The sequence below is a fragment of the Belnapia mucosa genome, from assembly GCF_016775475.1.
GTDB lineage: Bacteria > Pseudomonadota > Alphaproteobacteria > Acetobacterales > Acetobacteraceae > Belnapia > Belnapia mucosa.
In genome coordinates, this window is the sequence record NZ_JAEUXJ010000012.1 from 130,602 (window position 1) to 146,971 (window position 16,370).

General features: G+C 67.4%; 17 protein-coding genes. 6 read left to right on the plus strand and 11 right to left on the minus strand.

All coding sequences use genetic code 11. From position 1 onward, the window contains the following. Positions 1-67: 67 nt before the first annotated feature. The 11 genes from JMJ55_RS22860 to JMJ55_RS22910 form a co-directional block, all read right to left on the minus strand. Entirely contained in the window at positions 68-439 is a 372-nt protein-coding gene (locus JMJ55_RS22860) for a hypothetical protein (protein ID WP_202827919.1), read from the minus strand. Further along, positions 436-1,560, minus strand: a complete 1,125-nt coding sequence (locus tag JMJ55_RS22865) for a phosphopentomutase (protein ID WP_236033942.1) — start codon at positions 1,558-1,560, stop codon at positions 436-438. Before JMJ55_RS22865 ends, JMJ55_RS22860 begins: the two co-directional genes overlap by 4 nt. After that, positions 1,560-2,114 (minus strand): GNAT family N-acetyltransferase, encoded by a 555-nt coding sequence (locus tag JMJ55_RS22870; RefSeq protein ID WP_202827920.1) that lies wholly within the window; start codon positions 2,112-2,114, stop codon positions 1,560-1,562. The genes JMJ55_RS22865 and JMJ55_RS22870 overlap by 1 nt, the downstream gene beginning before the upstream one ends. A gap of 337 nt (positions 2,115-2,451) precedes the next feature. After that, positions 2,452-2,634 carry a hypothetical protein gene (locus tag JMJ55_RS22875; protein ID WP_202827921.1) on the minus strand — a complete coding sequence of 61 codons (183 nt, stop codon included), beginning with the start codon at positions 2,632-2,634 and terminating at the stop codon, positions 2,452-2,454. A 136-nt stretch (positions 2,635-2,770) separates the two neighbouring features. Further along, the gene (locus tag JMJ55_RS22880; RefSeq protein ID WP_202827922.1) at positions 2,771-3,610 is read right to left on the minus strand and encodes a nucleotidyltransferase family protein; all 840 of its coding nucleotides are present in this window, start codon (positions 3,608-3,610) and stop codon (positions 2,771-2,773) included. A gap of 2 nt (positions 3,611-3,612) precedes the next feature. Continuing rightward, complete coding sequence (locus tag JMJ55_RS22885; RefSeq protein ID WP_202827923.1) at positions 3,613-4,698, minus strand: CgeB family protein; 1,086 nt, start codon at positions 4,696-4,698, stop codon at positions 3,613-3,615. Between the two features lie 37 nt (positions 4,699-4,735). Beyond that, positions 4,736-5,827: a DNA topoisomerase IB gene (locus JMJ55_RS22890; RefSeq protein WP_202827924.1), complete on the minus strand. Its 1,092-nt coding sequence runs from the start codon at positions 5,825-5,827 to the stop codon at positions 4,736-4,738. 70 nt (positions 5,828-5,897) lie between these two features. Continuing rightward, positions 5,898-6,785 carry a glycoside hydrolase 5 family protein gene (locus JMJ55_RS22895; RefSeq protein ID WP_202827925.1) on the minus strand — a complete coding sequence of 296 codons (888 nt, stop codon included), beginning with the start codon at positions 6,783-6,785 and terminating at the stop codon, positions 5,898-5,900. Then, complete coding sequence (locus tag JMJ55_RS22900) at positions 6,782-7,546, minus strand: TIGR04290 family methyltransferase (protein WP_202827926.1); 765 nt, start codon at positions 7,544-7,546, stop codon at positions 6,782-6,784. The genes JMJ55_RS22895 and JMJ55_RS22900 overlap by 4 nt, the downstream gene beginning before the upstream one ends. Next, complete coding sequence (locus JMJ55_RS22905; protein ID WP_202827927.1) at positions 7,543-8,142, minus strand: histidine phosphatase family protein; 600 nt, start codon at positions 8,140-8,142, stop codon at positions 7,543-7,545. Before JMJ55_RS22905 ends, JMJ55_RS22900 begins: the two co-directional genes overlap by 4 nt. Before the next feature lie 5 nt (positions 8,143-8,147). Continuing rightward, entirely contained in the window at positions 8,148-9,110 is a 963-nt protein-coding gene (locus JMJ55_RS22910) for an inositol-3-phosphate synthase (RefSeq protein WP_236033943.1), read from the minus strand. A 446-nt stretch (positions 9,111-9,556) separates the two neighbouring features. On the opposite strand from JMJ55_RS22910, the gene JMJ55_RS22915 reads away from it, so the two are divergent. From JMJ55_RS22915 to JMJ55_RS22940, 6 genes are read left to right on the plus strand one after another with little or no spacing between them, the layout of a single operon-like run. After that, complete coding sequence (locus JMJ55_RS22915; RefSeq protein WP_202827929.1) at positions 9,557-10,672, plus strand: NAD-dependent epimerase/dehydratase family protein; 1,116 nt, start codon at positions 9,557-9,559, stop codon at positions 10,670-10,672. Continuing rightward, the gene (locus JMJ55_RS22920) at positions 10,669-11,748 is read left to right on the plus strand and encodes an NAD-dependent epimerase/dehydratase family protein (protein ID WP_202827930.1); all 1,080 of its coding nucleotides are present in this window, start codon (positions 10,669-10,671) and stop codon (positions 11,746-11,748) included. Before JMJ55_RS22915 ends, JMJ55_RS22920 begins: the two co-directional genes overlap by 4 nt. Next, positions 11,745-13,034: a TIGR04295 family B12-binding domain-containing radical SAM protein gene (locus JMJ55_RS22925; protein WP_202827931.1), complete on the plus strand. Its 1,290-nt coding sequence runs from the start codon at positions 11,745-11,747 to the stop codon at positions 13,032-13,034. The genes JMJ55_RS22920 and JMJ55_RS22925 overlap by 4 nt, the downstream gene beginning before the upstream one ends. Before the next feature lie 26 nt (positions 13,035-13,060). Further along, positions 13,061-14,161, plus strand: coding sequence for a glycosyltransferase family 4 protein (locus tag JMJ55_RS22930; protein ID WP_236033944.1), 1,101 nt, complete (start codon positions 13,061-13,063; stop codon positions 14,159-14,161). Then, positions 14,158-15,273 (plus strand): CgeB family protein, encoded by a 1,116-nt coding sequence (locus JMJ55_RS22935; protein ID WP_202827933.1) that lies wholly within the window; start codon positions 14,158-14,160, stop codon positions 15,271-15,273. The genes JMJ55_RS22930 and JMJ55_RS22935 overlap by 4 nt, the downstream gene beginning before the upstream one ends. Further along, complete coding sequence (locus JMJ55_RS22940) at positions 15,270-16,364, plus strand: CgeB family protein (RefSeq protein ID WP_202827934.1); 1,095 nt, start codon at positions 15,270-15,272, stop codon at positions 16,362-16,364. The genes JMJ55_RS22935 and JMJ55_RS22940 overlap by 4 nt, the downstream gene beginning before the upstream one ends. The last annotated feature ends 6 nt before the right edge of the window (positions 16,365-16,370 follow it).

Below are 16,370 nucleotides of genomic sequence, written 5' to 3' on the forward strand. Positions count from 1 at the left end.
GCCTGCGCCGCCAGCACCGCGACATCTCGTCGGTCCACCGCATCCTTGCGGTAGCTGAAGTTGAGGATCACCAGGCTGCCATTGCTGCGCAGTACCCGCCCCGCCTCCGCGACATGCCTGCGGCCAGTGCCGTGCCACCGGCCACCAGATACGGGAACACGTCCACCGCCAGCACGAGATCGTAGGAGGCATCGGCCACCCCGGCCAAGTCATGGCCGGATGCGCCTCGCCGCCATGCGCCGCGCCGGCCTGCACCATGCGCTCGAGCAACCCGAGCTTGTCCCGGTGCTGCCGCGCCAGATCTACAAGCCGCCGCAGCCGTCTGTTGCTCCAGCACCGCCGCCGCCGAGGCGCCGGGGAGCAGCAGGCGCATCAGCGCGACCGGCGCCGAGATCGCACCCGACAGGTAGGTCTCCAGCGCCGGGCCATCCGCCGTCATGGCAGGAGCGAACGCCCGATCGGCCAGGGGACGATGCCGAAATATGCCGCGAGCGTCGCGGCCACGTCGGCGAAGCCGTCGCTTGTGCCGAGCGATGACGGGGGGCCGGCATGGCGGAGGATCAGCGGCACCTCCTCCCGCGTGTGGTCCGTGCCGCGGAAGGTCGGGTCGTTGCCATGGTCGGCGGTGATGATCAGCAGGTCCTGCCCGGTGCAGGCGGGCAGGAAGCCAGCCAGCCAGCGGTCAAACCGCTCCAGGGCCCGCGCATAGCCCTGCACGTCGCGCCGATGGCCGTGTTCCGTGTCGAAATCCACCAGGTTGGCGAAGACCAGCCCCGCCCGCGTCGTCTCCCACACGGCCTCGATCCGCCGCATCCCATCGGCGTTCGAGGTCGTCGGCCAGGTTTCAGCGATTCCCCGGCCGGCGAAGAGATCGGCGATCTTGCCGACCGCCTTCACCGGCAGGCCGGCCCCGTCCAGGGCGTCGAGGATCGTCGGCGGCGGCTGCATGGCGAAGTCGTGCCGCTGCGAGGTGCGATGGAAGTCGCCCTCCTGTCCGATGAAGGGCCGTGCGATCACCCGGCCGATGCGCCAGCGGTCGGCGTGGCGGCGGGCGATGGTGCATATCTCCATCAGCCGCTCCACCGGCACCACGGATTCATGCGCCGCGATCTGCAGCACCGAATCGGCGGAGGTGTAAAGGATGGGCCGCCCCGTGCGGCAATGCTCCCCGCCCAGTTCCGCGATGATCTGCGTCCCGCTTGCCGGCAGGTTGCCGATGAAGCGGATGCCGGCCTCGGCCTCGATTGCCTGCACGAGTTCGGGCGGAAAATGCTCGAACACCGCGAAGGGCTGCGCCAGTTCCACCCCGGCGATCTCCCAGTGCCCGGTGGTGCTGTCTTTCCCGGTGGAGCGTGGCCGCATCCGACCCCAGCTCGCCGCGGACGGCGCACCATCGACGCCCATGATACGCCCAAGGCCGAGCGACCAGAGCGCCGGCAGATGGAGGCTGGTCGTGGCGAAGAGATGGCCGAGCGTGTCGGCGCCGGCGTCGCCGTAATCCGCGGCATCGGGCGCATGGCCCACGCCGACGCTGTCGAGCACGATCAGCAGGCACCGCATCAGCCGCCACCCCGTATGGCGAGGCGCCGGCGGAAGGTCGGACAGTCCTCGACGCCCCAGAAATACTTGTAGGCTTCGCGGCCCCGCAGGAAGTCGGCATGAGCCATGCCCCTGGTGGTCACCGCCTCGACCGCCTGCCGCACCAGCAGCATGCCAGGGCTAACCCGCTCAAGCTGTGGATCGAAGCCGCTGAGGTGGAAATAGTCCCGGCAATCGTCTCGCCCCGGCGGATCGGCCAAGCCATGGATTACGGCGACGATCTCGTCGTCCAGGCGCAGCGCGTGGAGGCGCAGCAGCCCGGCGCGAAGCTGTCCGGGCAGCGCCTCCCGATACACGGCCTGCACGTGAAGCGAAGCGAGGACGCCGCCCTCATCGCGCGTGGCCCAGTGGGCGGCGCGCAGCCGCAGCAGCGCCCCGAAGATCGGCCCGAGGGTCTCGCCGGAGACCCGCTGGCCCAGTGCCGCGACGCTCGCCGACAGGCGCAGCGCCGGGACTGGCTCGGTCGGCTCGACGCTGCCGTCCCAGCCTGACGACAGGGCTTTCAGCAGCGGCAAGGCCAGGCGGAGCTGCGCCCCGTCGCCGGCATCCCAGACTTCGCGCCGCGCGGCGAGTGCCCGAAGGCGGCAGTCATGGCCGCCTTTCCCTCGCCTGGCAGCACCAGGGCATCGTGGTAATCGGTCGTGGCGATGCCGAGCGGGAAATGCCCAATGAGCGCCCCTGCCCCGCAGCGCAACGTTAGGGTCAGCAGGACCCCCTTCCCGATAAGACGCCACCACGGGATGAGCCAATCCGGTGCCCAAAACGGCGTTGCGCTGGCGGATGCGGGCCCAGAGTCTCTCCCATGCCGGCCGCAGGTCCTCGCGTGCCGCGGTCGTGGCAATTTCCTCGACGCTAGGCATTGGCCGAGAAGCGCCGCGCCGCGGCCTCCCGGCAGGCGTCGGCCGACAGGCCCGAGACAGCCCGCATGACTGCCGCCATATCGGCAACATCCCGCACCAGCCCGGCGAGGTCGTGCGATGCCTCCTGGTCGGAGATGCCAAGCGTTTCCACAGGCTCAAACCGGATGAGGCGCATCGCCGTCGCCAGTTCCTCCCGCTGCGCGACGGCGTAGGAGGCGCAATCCGAGAAGCCGTGCGCCGCGACGACCAGCAGGCGACAGTCGGTGCTGCTGCTGCCGAAGGCAGCCAGGTCAGGAAGTCCGGCACAGCGGCTACTTTCCCACCAGCGCCCCGGTCATCATCGACTGGTCGGGCCGCTTCGCCGCCGCATTGAGCACGCCGCGCTGCTGCAGCACCCGGAAGGGCACCACCGTCGAATTCGCCTGCGCAGGCCGTCCGGCCAGCAGCGAGACCGCCTCGCGGTAGCCGTTCAGCGTGCCGACATCCACATACACCTCGCCGGTGCGGACGCCATGGGCGGCGCCACCGGCCGCCAGCCAGACATTGACCAGCGTGCCGATATACTCGTCGCCGCGCCCGGGCTGACGCCATAGCGCGTGCAACTCGTGCAGCACGCGGCCTGGCATCTTGAAGGCGCCCCATACCCAGCGGCTCCGCGCACCGGCCCGCTTCACCTCGATCTCCAGGACGCGACCCGCCTCGTCCGTCACTACCGCATCGAACAACTCCGGCCGCTCCACCGGAAAGAGCAGGAAGGAGAAGCGATCATCCGGCAGGGGCGCCAGTGCCGCTTCTGGAAACCAGATCGTATCGGGCAGCCCGATCACGACGGGCTCCTCCGGCCCGATCAGCGGCAGAGCGCAGAAGATGGCATCGCAGAGCCCGCTTGGCTCCTGCTGGACCACATAGGCGATGCTGGCGTTGCCGATGCGCGCCCCATAGTAGTTGATGATGTCGCTCTTGCCCGGGGCGATGACGAAGCAAATCTTGTCGACGCCGGCGGCGACCATGCGCTCGATCAGATGCTCGCTGACGGCCCGCGGCCTTTCGACCCCGTCCTCGATCCGGCTGCCGATGGGCAGCAACTCCTTCGAGAAGGCCAGCGGCTGAATGCGGCTCCCGATGCCTGCGGCCGGGATAATGCCCCACATGCTCAGCCTCCTGTCGCCATTGGCGAGTTGATGCTCTCCAGCGCGGCTTCAAGGTCGAGGGCCCGCCGGTCGGAGGTGTGTTCCTCAAGGGTGCGTTCCCGCGCCTGTCCGGCGGCGCGGCGAAGCTCGGCATCAGTCAGGCCGAGCGTCGCCAGGCTGTCCACGGTCGACCCTGCGACGAACACCTCCGCACCCGGCGCATAGAAGGCATCGAGACCTTCCCACCAATCCGTCAGGATCGGCGCGCCGCAGGCCGCGGCCTCGAACAGCCGGCCGGAAGGGCACCAGCCCATCGCCGCCATCGCCCGGCGGGTTATGTTCAGCGTCAGGCGCGAGGAGGAGAAGAAGGCCGGATGCTCCGGCGGCGGCATATGGCGGACGAAGAAGATGTTCTGCGCCCAGGGGAAATCCGGCGGATAGAGCGCGCCGCCGATGATGAAGCGACGATCGGGCAGCCGCCGCGCCGGCTCCACGAAAAAGCGCTCCAGCGCCTCCTGTCGGTCCGCCGCATAGGTGCCGAGATAGGAGAGATCGGCCCGGTATCTCTCCATCGCCGCAACCGGCCGATGGGCGTCCGGATCCACGCTGCCATAGAGCGGGGCAACTCGGCGCGCGCCGAGTTGCGTTTGCAGCCGCACCAGCGCCTCGCCACCGGTATAGCTCAGCACCAGGTCGAACCCATCGAGCCCCTGCCGCAACAGATAGTCCGGCCAGTCGCCGGCCGCCATCCGGTCAAGCGTCACCGGCGTATCGAGGTCGTAGAACACCCGCGCCGGCACGGTGGAGGCGAGGACAAGGTCGGATGCCGCGACTCCATCGGGACAGAAGGAGGTGACGATGGCGACATCGGCCGCCGCCACCGCCTGCGCCGCCCGCTGCCGCACCTCACTCCAATCGGCATAGAGCACCGGTTCGACGTTCGGCATGCCGTGCAGGTCGCGGTGCTCGGCATAGTAGGGCACGTTGCGCTCGAAGAAGACGACGCTGTGGCCACGCCGCACCAAGGCGCGGCATAGGGCTCGCCACAGAGTCGCATGGCCATTGCCCCAAGAGGATGTGATGGTCAGGCCGAAGACGACAAACCGCATCAGGCCGGTATCCGACCATGATGGCAGCCATTGCGCCTCATGCCGCGCGTCGCTCCTCGTGTTCTAGACGACCGATCAGCAGGCCAAGCACCGCCGTCTCCTCGGGCTTGAGGCAGGATACCTCGTCGCGCAGCTCCGTCTGGGCCTCAGCCTTGATCTGCAGCACCAAGCTGCCGCCGAGATAGTGGTCGAGCACGCCGGGATGCACATAGCATTTGCGGCAGATCGTCGGCGTGTTGCCAAGCCGGCTCGCCACATGCTCGATGGCGCGCTTCACATTGCGCTTCGCCGCAGCATGGGTGTCGAACTTCTCGAATTCCTGGAGCGCGAGGGCGGCGAGGACAGTGCCCGCCCAGGTGCGGAAATCCTTCGCGGTGACTTCGCTCCCCGCAGCCTCCCGCAGGTAGTCGTTGACGTCGCCGGAATCGATACTGCGGACGGAGCCGTCGGCATCGACATACTGGAACAACTCCTGCCCCGGCAGGTCCTGGCATTCGCGAACGATACGGGCGATGCGCCGGTCCGAAACCTGCAGGTTCCAGGTCTTGCCGCTCTTGCCCTTGAAGGAAAAGCGCAGCCGGCCTCGCTCGACCTCGACATGGTCCTCATGCAGGGTGGTCAGGCCATAGCTCTGGTTCTGCTTTGCATAGTCGTCGTTGCCGACACGGATCAAGGTTGTCTCCAGCAGCCGGACCACCGTCGCCAGCACCTTCTCGCGTGGCAGCCCGGTGAGGCGCAGGTCAGCCTCGACCCGGGCACGGATGCGCGGCAGGGCGTGGGCGAACTCCACCATATGGGTGAATTTCGCGGCGTCCCGTGCCTCGCGCCAGCGGGGATGGTAGCGGTACTGTTTCCGTCCCTTCTCGTCGCGTCCCGTTGCCTGAATATGGCCGTCTGCATGCGGACATATCCAAACCTGGGTCCAGGCTGGCGGGATCGCCAGGGACCGGATGCGCTGGAGAGTCTTGGAATCGCGCACTGCGCCACCCTTCGGAGCGCGGTAGCTGAAGCCCTTGCCGATACGCCGTCGGCCAATGCCCGGCGCCTCGTCCGAGACATAGCGCAGCGCTGCTTCCCGCGCTGCGATACGGTTCTCCTCCTCCGCTAAGGAGGCATTATCCTTGGCCATGATGGACGCCTCGGGCCGGACGGCCGACAGGATAACAACCCTTGCCGCGTCGCACGGTTTCACAGTCGCCCTAGCGTGCATAACGCTGGATCATGCTGGCGCAGAACTCTGCGAATTCCGCCTCGACCAAAGGCGGGCTGGTATGGTGCGGCGCGATCCCACGATGCTCCGGCGTGAAGCAGAAGGTGACCGTCACGTCGAACTCCGCAAGCGCCTCCATCTGCCGGTCGAACCAGGCCAGCGCGTTCGGCCGGAAGCTGTCGGCCCAGGACAGGCCGGTCCGCAGATACCTGACGCCCAGCCGCCGCATCCAGGCCACCGCGTCGTCCAACCGAGGATCCTCATAATGGAACCATTGGCAGAGGCCGACGGCCGGCGTGTGATGGCCGAACTCCTCGAGCGCGGGCTTGGGCGTGCCGTCTTCCCGCAGCAGCCCCATGTAGAAATGCCGGTAGTAGGAGGACCCCTCCGCCTCACGGTGCCGGGTTGTGGCGCCCCAGGCCCGCGGCAGGTCATACAGGCTGTACCAATGGATACGCGGGGTTTGGCCGACCAGCAGTTCGGCCGTGCGCTTCAGCCCCCAGGCCTGGACCTCCTCCGCCCCGAAGGAGGACACGCCGACCTCCGAAACCCAGATCGGCAGGCTGGTGACGGCCCGGATCTCCTCGATCTTTGCCGGCCATTCCCCGATCTGCCAGAGGTTCCAGTCCAGCGGGAAGCCATGCACCGCGACCACGTCGAGGTGCTCGAGCACGCCCTTGCCGATCAGATTCTCAATGAAGCTCGGATCGATGGGCGAGATGCCGCCAAGCACGCGCGGCAAGGTCGGATGCACCGACCGGATCGCCTGGCAAGCGGATTTCGCCATAGTGGCGAACAGGCTCCAGTCAGGATCGAGTTCCGGATCCCAATGGGACTTGTTGTTGGGCTCGTTCCAGATCATCGCCGCTTCGATCATGCCCGGCGCTCCCTGGCAGGGTAGGCAGCTTCGGCGCCGGCCGGCGCGGCGACACGCCGGCAAATATAGACCTCCGGCTCCGGATGGGCGGTGACGGCGAAGCCGGCGCTGCGCAACATGGCCTCGACGCAGGCACGGTTCGGCACCCACCAGTTGGTCCCGTCATGCGCGTAGCGGTGCTCGATGAAATGAAGCTTGGGCCAGTCGGGCCGGTCGAACTCCGCCGTGTCCCAGAAGTCGTAGTCCTCCTGCACCGGCGCGGCCGTGCCGGCCCCGCGCTGCATCGACTGGAACACCAGGCAGTCGCGGGCGACATGCTCGTGGATCAGGTCGAGCGCCAGCAGCGGATGCCGCAGGTGGTAGAGCACACCCATGAACAGCACCACGTCGAATTTCTCGCCGAGCGTCCCGACATCATAGACCGAAAGCTTGCGGAACTCGATGTCGAGCCCGGATACCTCGGCGGCGAAGCGTGCCTGGGCAAGGTAGCCCTCGTCGGAATCGACACCAAGCACCCGCGCCGCGCCGCGCCGCTTCATCTCGAGCGAGTAGAACCCGCCGTTGCAGCCGATATCGAGCACGCTTCGGCCGGTGAGGTCCTGCGGGATGGCCTCGGCGAAGCCGCGCCATTTAACCGCGGGGTAGTCCCCGAGGAAATGATCTGGCGCCGTCGACACGCCACGGAGATCGATGTTGTGGAACCATTGGCCAAGCGCCGTCGCCCGGCGTCGGATCTCGTCGGTATCGAGAATGGCAGTCATGTTGTTACGGCCTCATTCATCCAAAGCACCTTCGCCCCCGTGCCCCACATCGCCATCGCGCTGACAGAGGCGGGGCCAACCTCGAATCGCGCATGGAAGTCCATCGAAAGGCTGAGGCACCAAGCCAGGACCGACTTGATGACATCGGCATGGCTGACGATTGCAACGGACGCCTCGGGATGCCGGGCTTCGATTCGCCGCACGCCCACCACAGCCCGGGCCTGGGCCTCGGCCATCGATTCGCCATCTGGCGGCCGTACGCTGCTGCGCTCGGCATTCCACCTCTGCCAAGTCGGATCCGGGTCTAGCCGGTCGAAGGATGCGCCGGTCCAGCGCCCGAAATCGATCTCGTTGAACTCCGTGGCGATGTCCGCCGCGAGCCCACATTGCTGGCCAACTACCGCCGCCGTTTCCCGTGCCCGGGCGAGCGGGCTCGTGTAGAGCGCCGTCAAACCCTCCTGCTGCAGCCGGTGGCCGAGTCGCAATGCCTGCTGCCGGCCGGCATCGCCGAGCGAGACGCCTGGCATTCTGCCGCACAGCACGCGGCCGAGCAGCTCGTGTTCTGCGTGGCGGACCAGGAAGATCGTGGTCGCCACCCGCCTCAGCCCTCGCCGGCGATGAAGCGGAGCGTCCTTTCCCGGGCTTCGCCATCGGTGAACTGCTGTGGTGGCGACTTCATGAAGTAGCTCGCAGGGCCGACCAGCGCGCCGCCGACGCCGCGATCCAGGGCAAGCTTGGCGCAGCGGACTGCGTCGATGACGATGCCCGCCGAATTGGGCGAGTCCCAGACCTCCAGCTTGAGCTCCAGGTTCAGGGGCACGCCACCGAAGCCGGTACCCTCCATGCGAATATGGGCGAACTTACGGTCACCCAACCAGGGCACGAAGTCACTCGGTCCGACATGAACGTCACCGTCGGGCAGCGCCACATCCATCTGGCTGGTGACTGATTGAGTCTTCGATATTTTTTTAGAAACGAGACGCTCCCGCTCCAGCATATTCAGGAAGTCGGAGTTGCCGCCGAAATTCAGTTGATAGGTGCGGTCTAGCTGAATGCCGCGCTCACGGAACAGGTTGGTCAGCACCCGGTGCACAATCGTGGCGCCGACCTGGCTCTTGATATCGTCGCCGATCAGCGGCAACCGGCGCGCCTCAAACCGCTCGCGCCAGTCGCGATTGGATGCGATGAAGACCGGGATGCAGTTCACGAAGGCACAGCCAGCCTTGAGGGCCTGCTCGGCATACCACTCGGTCGCCTGCTGCGAACCTACCGGCAAGTACGACACCAGCACCTCAGTCCCGGTGCGGCGCAGCGTTTCCGCAACATCCGCCTCTGGCTCATCGGATTCTTGCAGCTCATCGCGCAGATACCGCCCGAGACCATCAGCGGTCCTGCCGCGCTCAACCACCACGCCCGTGAGTGGAGGCGCTGCGAATCGGGCCGTGTTGTTGGGCGAGGCGAAAATGGCCTCCGCCACGTCGCGCCCGACCTTGGCAGCGGCGATGTCGAAGGCTGAGGCAATGACGATGTCAGCGACACGGTAGCCGCCGATTTCCTGCGTCATCAGCCCGGGGACAGCACCATCCGTTCCGAAATCGCGATAATAAGCCAGTCCTTGAACGAAGGATGACGCACAATTGCCGACACCGACCAAGCCAACCCGCACTGATCTGGAGCCCAAGGTCGATCTCCTCATGACACGTCGCTGCTTATGCTTAGGCGTAAAGCCGCAATCGGGTGGCACGCAACCATGTAGCCGCGGCGATGATCGCAGATCGAACGCGCGACGGCGCGATTGGCGCCACCGTTATAAACTTGCCTGACAACAAATCCGGGTGAACACCGATTCCGCCGCGGATACGAATCGACTCAGGACGCGTTTGTCTCTCTCGGATGCTGGCGATCACCGGAGCGGGTGACAATACCGGGTTGCGTCCGGCAAGCCATACCAGCCAAGCTATCGCGGCGTTGCCGCCATAGCCGGCGACACTATCTTGCGGAGGCGCCCAATTGTCGGAACGTGTTCTCATTACCGGCGGCGCCGGCTTCATTGGCAGGCATCTCACCCGGGCGCTTCTCGCGCGTGGGCATCATGTTCGAATTCTGGACAGCCTCATCGAGCAGGTTCATGGCCAGCAGCCTGATCCGGAACTTCTTGGCCGCGATGCCGAGTTGCAGATCGGCGATGTGCGCGACGCTGCGGCGGTTACCCGTGCGCTGCAGGGTGTGGACAGCGTGGTCCACCTCGCCGCCGAGGTTGGCGTTGGCCAGAGCATGTACGCTATCGATCGCTACGTGTCGGTGAACGACCACGGTACTGCCGTCCTCTTCCAGGGCCTGATTGAAAAGCCCGTGCGCCGAGTCGTCGTCGCCTCGTCCATGAGCATCTATGGCGAGGGACTCTACCGGGATGCGGAAGGGCGCTGCTACGAGGATGTCGTCCGGGTCCCGCGCACGGGTTCTACGGCATCCTGGGACCCGCTGGATCCAGCCGGGCGGCCGCTCATCCCGATCCCGACGCCGGAGACCAAGCGGCCAGCGCTGGCCTCGGTCTATGCGATCACCAAATACATGCAGGAACGCCTGACGCTCACCCTCGCCCCTGCCTATGGCATGCAAGGCGTCGCGCTCAGGCTCTGGAACGCCTATGGTCCGGGGCAGGCATTGTCGAACCCCTATACCGGCGTGCTGGCGATCTTCGCCTCCCGCCTTCACAACGGCCAGCCGCCAATGATCTTCGAGGATGGCGCGCAGCGCCGCGACTTCGTGCATGTCGAGGACGTGGCCCAGGCCTTCGTCCTGGCGCTGGAGCATCCCGCCGCCGCGGGCGGTGTGTTCAACATCGCCAGCGGCGTCGACCGCACGGTCGCGGAGGTCGCGCAGCTTCTCGCCGGAGCGATGCGGAAGCACGGCATGGCCCCCGAGATCACCGGCAAGGCGCGCGCCGGCGACATCCGCCACTGCATCCCGGATCTCGGCCTGGCACGCACCGTGCTCGGCTTCGAGCCCCGCTGCGACTTTGTCGATGGGCTTAGCGAACTGGCGGAGTGGGTCGCCTTGCAGCAGGCGGAAGATCGCGTCAGCCATGCGAGGAATGAGCTCGCCGCGCGGGGGCTGGTGGCGTGACGGCGAAAGGTCGGCCGGTCCTGATCACCGGCGGCGCGGGGTTCATCGGCGCCAACCTGGCTGACCGTCTGGCGAGGGAAGGCCACAGCGTCCTGGTCTATGACGCATTGCGGCGCCCTGGCGTCCAGGCGAATCTCGAATGGCTGCGGGACCGGCATGCTGGCCGCATCATCCCGGTCATTGCGGATATCTGCGAGGCCGGCGAGCTCGGCCGCGCGGTCGGGGAGGCCGGTGCGGTGTTTCACCTCGCGGCGCAGGTCGCGGTCACCACCAGCCTTGAGGATCCCGCCGAGGACTTCCGCACCAACCTGCAGGGAACCACTCTGCTGCTCGAAGCCGTGCGGCGCGCCCGGGAGGATCTGCCGCTTGTCTTTGCCAGCACCAACAAGGTCTACGGGAACCTGGCCGATCTCGCGTTGCGGCTTGAGGACAACGCCTACCGGCCGGAAGCGCAGGAGATCCGCCTGAACGGCATCGGCGAGGACCGGCCGCTCGAGTTCCACACTCCCTATGGCTGCTCCAAGGGTGCGGCGGACCAGTATGTGCTGGACTATGCACGGAGCTTCGGCATCCCGACCGCCGTCTTCCGCATGAGCTGCATCTACGGCCCAAGGCAGATGGGCACCGAGGACCAGGGCTGGGTCGCGCATTTCCTGATCCGTGCCCTGCAAGGCAAGCCGGTCAGTGTCTTCGGCGATGGCTGCCAGGTGCGTGACATCCTGTTCGTCGATGATGCCGTCGGTGCCTATGTCGCGGCTTGGCGGAATATCGGTCGGGTGCGCGGCAGCGCCTTCAACCTAGGCGGCGGCCCGAGCAATGCGGTCAGCCTGCGGCAGGTGTTGCAGCACATCGGCACGCTGCTCGGTTCGCCGGTCCAGGTGCAGCACGGCGACTGGCGTGCGGGCGACCAGCGCTACTACGTCTCCGACACGCGCCTAGCGACTCGGGCGCTCGGCCTGCGGCCACCGACCCCCTGGCAGGACGGCCTCGCCGCCCTGGCGGACTGGCTGCGCGGGCAGAATCACGGCCCAACCGCTGCGGTCACTCCGTCGCATCCTGCGGAGGCCCTGCCATGAAGGTCGCGCTGGTCAACCCGCCTTGGCGCTTCGATGGCAGCATCTATTTCGGCTGCCGCGAGCCGCATCTGCCGCTCGAGCTAGGCTATAGCAAGGCGTTGCTGGAAGCCGCCGGCCACGTCGTTCTGATGGTGGACGCGCATCTCTTCGCCTTGCCCTTGGCTGAAGCGGTGACCGAAGTCGTCGCCTTCCAACCTGACATGACCGTCGTGACGACCGCGCCCAGCTACCTGTTCTGGCGGTGCGCACCGCCGGAGCTTCGCGTCCCGCGGGAGTTCCTCCTGGCCCTCGACGGCCGGGGCGGTCGCACGGTCGCGGTCGGCCCCCACGGCTCGGCAACACCAGCGGCCGCCCTGCGTAAGCTCGGCGTCGACGTGGTAGTCCGCGGCGAGTGCGAGGAGATCGTTCTCCGGCTTGCCGGCGAAGGCGACCTCGCACGGGTACCGGCCATCGCCTTCCGGGATGGCGACGAGATCCGGGTCACCGGTGCGCCGCATGCCGGTGCCTTCGCAACGCTGCCTGCGCTGCGCTGGCCGGATTCGTGGATCGCACGACATCACCACCATCATCATCGCTTCGACGCGCAGCCGGCGGTGCCCGGCGCCGAGGTCGAGGCCTCCCGCGGATGCCCCTATTCCTGCTCCTTCTGCGCCAAGATCGACTTCCGCGACGCCTACAGGCGGCGCCCCCTGGCGCCATTGCTCGACGAATTGGACGGGCTGATCGCTCAGGGCGTCGGCTATGTCTACTTCATCGACGAGATCTTCCTGCCGCAGCGCGCCCTGCTGGAAGCCCTGGTCGGCCGCAACCTGCAATTCGGTATCCAGACCCGCCTCGACCTCTGGAAGCCGGAAATGCTCGATCTCCTCGGCACGGCGGGCTGCGTCTCGATCGAGGCCGGGGTGGAAAGCCTGACGCCGGAGGGCCGGGCCGCGCTCGACAAGAACTGCCGGATGTCGACGGAGGAGCTCACCGAGCGGCTGCTGCATGCGAAGCGCAGGGTGCCTTTCGTACAGGCGAACCTGATCAAGACGCCGGGCGACGATCCCGCCATGATCGCGGCCTGGCGTGAGACGCTGCGGCGTGGCGGCGTCTGGGCCAACGATCCCGTGCCGCTCTACCCCTACCCGAGTTCGCCGGACTACCACCGCCTCTGGGGCGCTCCGGATGACGAGGCATGGGAGCGGGCGCATACCCACTACCTCGCCCAGTTCTCCGTCTTGAGCGATATCCAGGACGACCGGGTGGCCCTGCTGCCCGAGCTCGAGGCTGCATGTTGCCGATGAGTCCCTCGCCCCGCATCCGGCTGCTGATGACGGCGGATGCGGTGGGTGGCGTGTGGTCCTATGCGGTCGATCTGCTGCGAGGCCTGGCACCGCATGGCGTGGAGACCACACTTGCGGTGCTCGGTCCCGCACCGACGGCGGACCAGCGTGCGGCCGCGGCCGCAGTGCCAGGGCTGCGGCTGCTGGAGACGGGCCTGCCGCTCGAATGGCTCGCCACTTCGAGGGCAGAGATCGCGGCCTCGGGTCAAGCCTTGGCAGGATTGGCGAGGGAGATTGGTGCGGATCTGGTGCATCTCAACACGCCGGCGCCCGCCGCCTGCGCCGCCTTCCCGGCACCGCTCGTCATTGCCTGCCATTCCTGTGTCGCGACCTGGTGGGAGGCGGTCCGGGACGGGCCATTGCCGGACGACTTCCGCTGGCGCGCCGAGCTGACGGGCCAGGCCTATGCGGCGGCGAGGCTCCTGGTCGCGCCGACAGCCGCTTTCGCCGCTGCGACATCACGGACCTACAGGCTGCGGCAACCGCCGCTGGTGATTTACAACGGACGCCGGGCGATGGCCCGCCCTGCCGCTGTGCAGCCCATACCGGCGGATGCTGCCTTCACGGCCGGCCGGCTCTGGGACGAGGGCAAGGACATGGCGACGCTCGACCGGGCAGCAGCCAGGCTGCCGATTCCGGTTCTTGCCGCCGGCGACACGCGCGGCCCGAATGGCGCCCAGGTCGAGCTGCGGCATCTGCGGCTGCTCGGACGGCTCTCGGACACCACGCTCGCCCACCTCCTGGACACACGTCCCATCTTCGTCGCGCCGGCCCGATATGAGCCTTTCGGCCTGGCGGTGCTGGAGGCGGCGCAGGCCGGGTGCGCGCTGGTCCTGTCGGACATCCCTGGCTTCCGCGAGCTGTGGGACGGGGTTGCGGAGTTCGTGCAGCCCGGCGATGACGCCGCACTCGCCGCCACGGTGCAGCATATCGCGGCGGACCGGGAACGCAGAGTTGCATTGGGCGTTGCGGCAAGGGAACGGGCAGAACGATTCACGGTCGAGACTCAGGCTACCACCATGCTGGACGCTTACCGCCGGCTTCTCGCCGGCCAATGTGGCTCGATGCAAAAGGACGTCGCGGCGTGAAGCTGGTCTACTTCACCCATTCCCTTGATTCCTGCTGGAACCACGGCAACGCGCATTTCCTCCGCGGCGTGCTGCGGGAGTTCCTGTTGCGAGGCCATGAGGTGGCGACCTGGCAGCCGACCCAAGCCTGGAGCCTAGAGAACCTGCTGCGCGACCATGGGCCGGCCGGCCTCGACGCCTTCCGCGCAGCTTATCCCGAATTACAGGCCCAGACCTATGACAGTGAGGCCGATCTGGCCGAAGCGGCCGAGGGTGCCGACCTGATCGTCGTCCATGAATGGAACGAGCCGTGGCTGGTCGCGGCGCTCGGCCGGATGCGGCGCAATGGCGGCCGCTTCGTCTTGCTGTTCCACGATACCCATCATAGAGCGGTTAGCGACCCCGACGCGATCCGACATTTCGACCTCGACGGCTATGATGGCGTGCTTGCCTTCGGCGAGACTCTGGCCGCGGTCTATCGGCAATGGGGTTGGGGCGATCGGGTCCATGTCTGGCACGAGGCCGCCGACACACGGCTGTTCCATCCGCCTGCCGAGGAAGCCAGGCGGGAGGGCCTGGTCTGGATCGGCAATTGGGGCGACGACGAGCGCAGCGAGGAGCTCGAGCATTTCCTGCTTGCACCCGCGCAGGTCGCCGCCCTGGCACTCGACATCCATGGCGTGCGCTACCCGGACGAGGCGCTAAGGACGCTTGCCGCCTATGGTGCGCGGTATCGGGGCTGGCTGCCCAATGCACGCGCGCCGGAGGTGTTCGCACGCCATCTCGCCACGGTTCATGTTCCGCGGCGCTTCTATGTCGACCGGCTCCCCGGCATCCCGACCATCCGGGTCTTCGAGGCGCTGGCCTGTGGGATCCCTCTCGTCTGCTCGCCGTGGCAGGATACGGAGGGGCTTTTCCACCCGGGAAAGGACTATCTCGTGGCGCAGGACGGGGCGACGATGGCGCGCCACCTGACCGCTATTCGCCATGATGCCGATCTGCGCGCCAGCCTGGTCGCGAGCGGGCTGGGCACCATCCGCGCCCGCCACACCTGCGCCCATCGGGCAGCGGAGCTGCTGTCGATCCACGGCAGGCTGCGGGACGTCCCCACGGCAATGGAGACCAGTTCTTGAAGATTGCGTTCTACGGCTCGAGCCTGCTGTCCTCCTACTGGAATGGTGCTGCGACCTATTATCGTGGCCTGATCAGCGATCTGCACCGGCGCGGCCACCAGATCACCTTCTACGAGCCCGACGCCTTCGACCGGCAACAGCACCGCGACATCGACCCGCCCGAGTGGGCGATGGTGCGCGTCTACCCGGCCACCGAGGCGGCGTTGCGCGAGGTGATCGGCGAGGCGCGCCAGGCCGATGTGGTGGTGAAGGCCAGCGGTGTCGGGGTGTTCGACGATGCGCTGCTCGAGGGCGTGATGGCAGCGGCGGCGCCGCATGCCATCCGCATCTTCTGGGATGTCGACGCACCGGCGACCCTGGCCGAGCTGCGCGGCAACCCGGACCATTGCCTGCGCCGCACATTGCCTGCGCTCGACCTGGTGCTGACCTATGGCGGTGGGCCGCCGGTAGTCGAGGCCTATGAGGGTTTCGGCGCGCGCCGCTGCGTACCGGTCTACAATGCCCTCGATCCGGAGACCCATCACCCGGTGGCGGCCGAGCCGCGCTTCGCTGCCGACCTGTCCTTCCTTGGCAACCGCCTGCCAGACCGTGAGGCGCGGGTCGAGGAGTTTTTCCTGCGCCCCGCCGCGATGCTGCCGGAGCGGCGCTTCCTGATCGGTGGCAATGGTTGGGAGACCAAGGATATGCCGCCGCAGGTCCGGCATATCGGGCATGTCTACACGCGCGAGCACAACGCCTTCAACACCTCCGGCCTCGCGGTACTGAACATCGCCCGCGACAGCATGGCAGCGGTCGGATTCTCCCCGGCGACCCGCGTCTTCGAGGCGGCGGGTGCCGGCGCCTGCCTGATCACCGATGCCTGGGTCGGCCTCGAGCTCTTCCTCCGTGAAGGCGAGGAGGTGCTGGTCGCCCGCGATGGCGCAGAAGTCGCCGAGCATGTCCGGCAACTGACTCCTGCACGGGCCCGCGCAATCGGAGAGGCGGCACGTGCGCGCATCCTGTCTGAGCACACCTATGCCCGACGCGGCACGCAGGTGGATGCCCTGCTGCGCGAGGAAGCCTCCCGCAAGCGTGCCCGGGTGGTCGCATGATGCCTG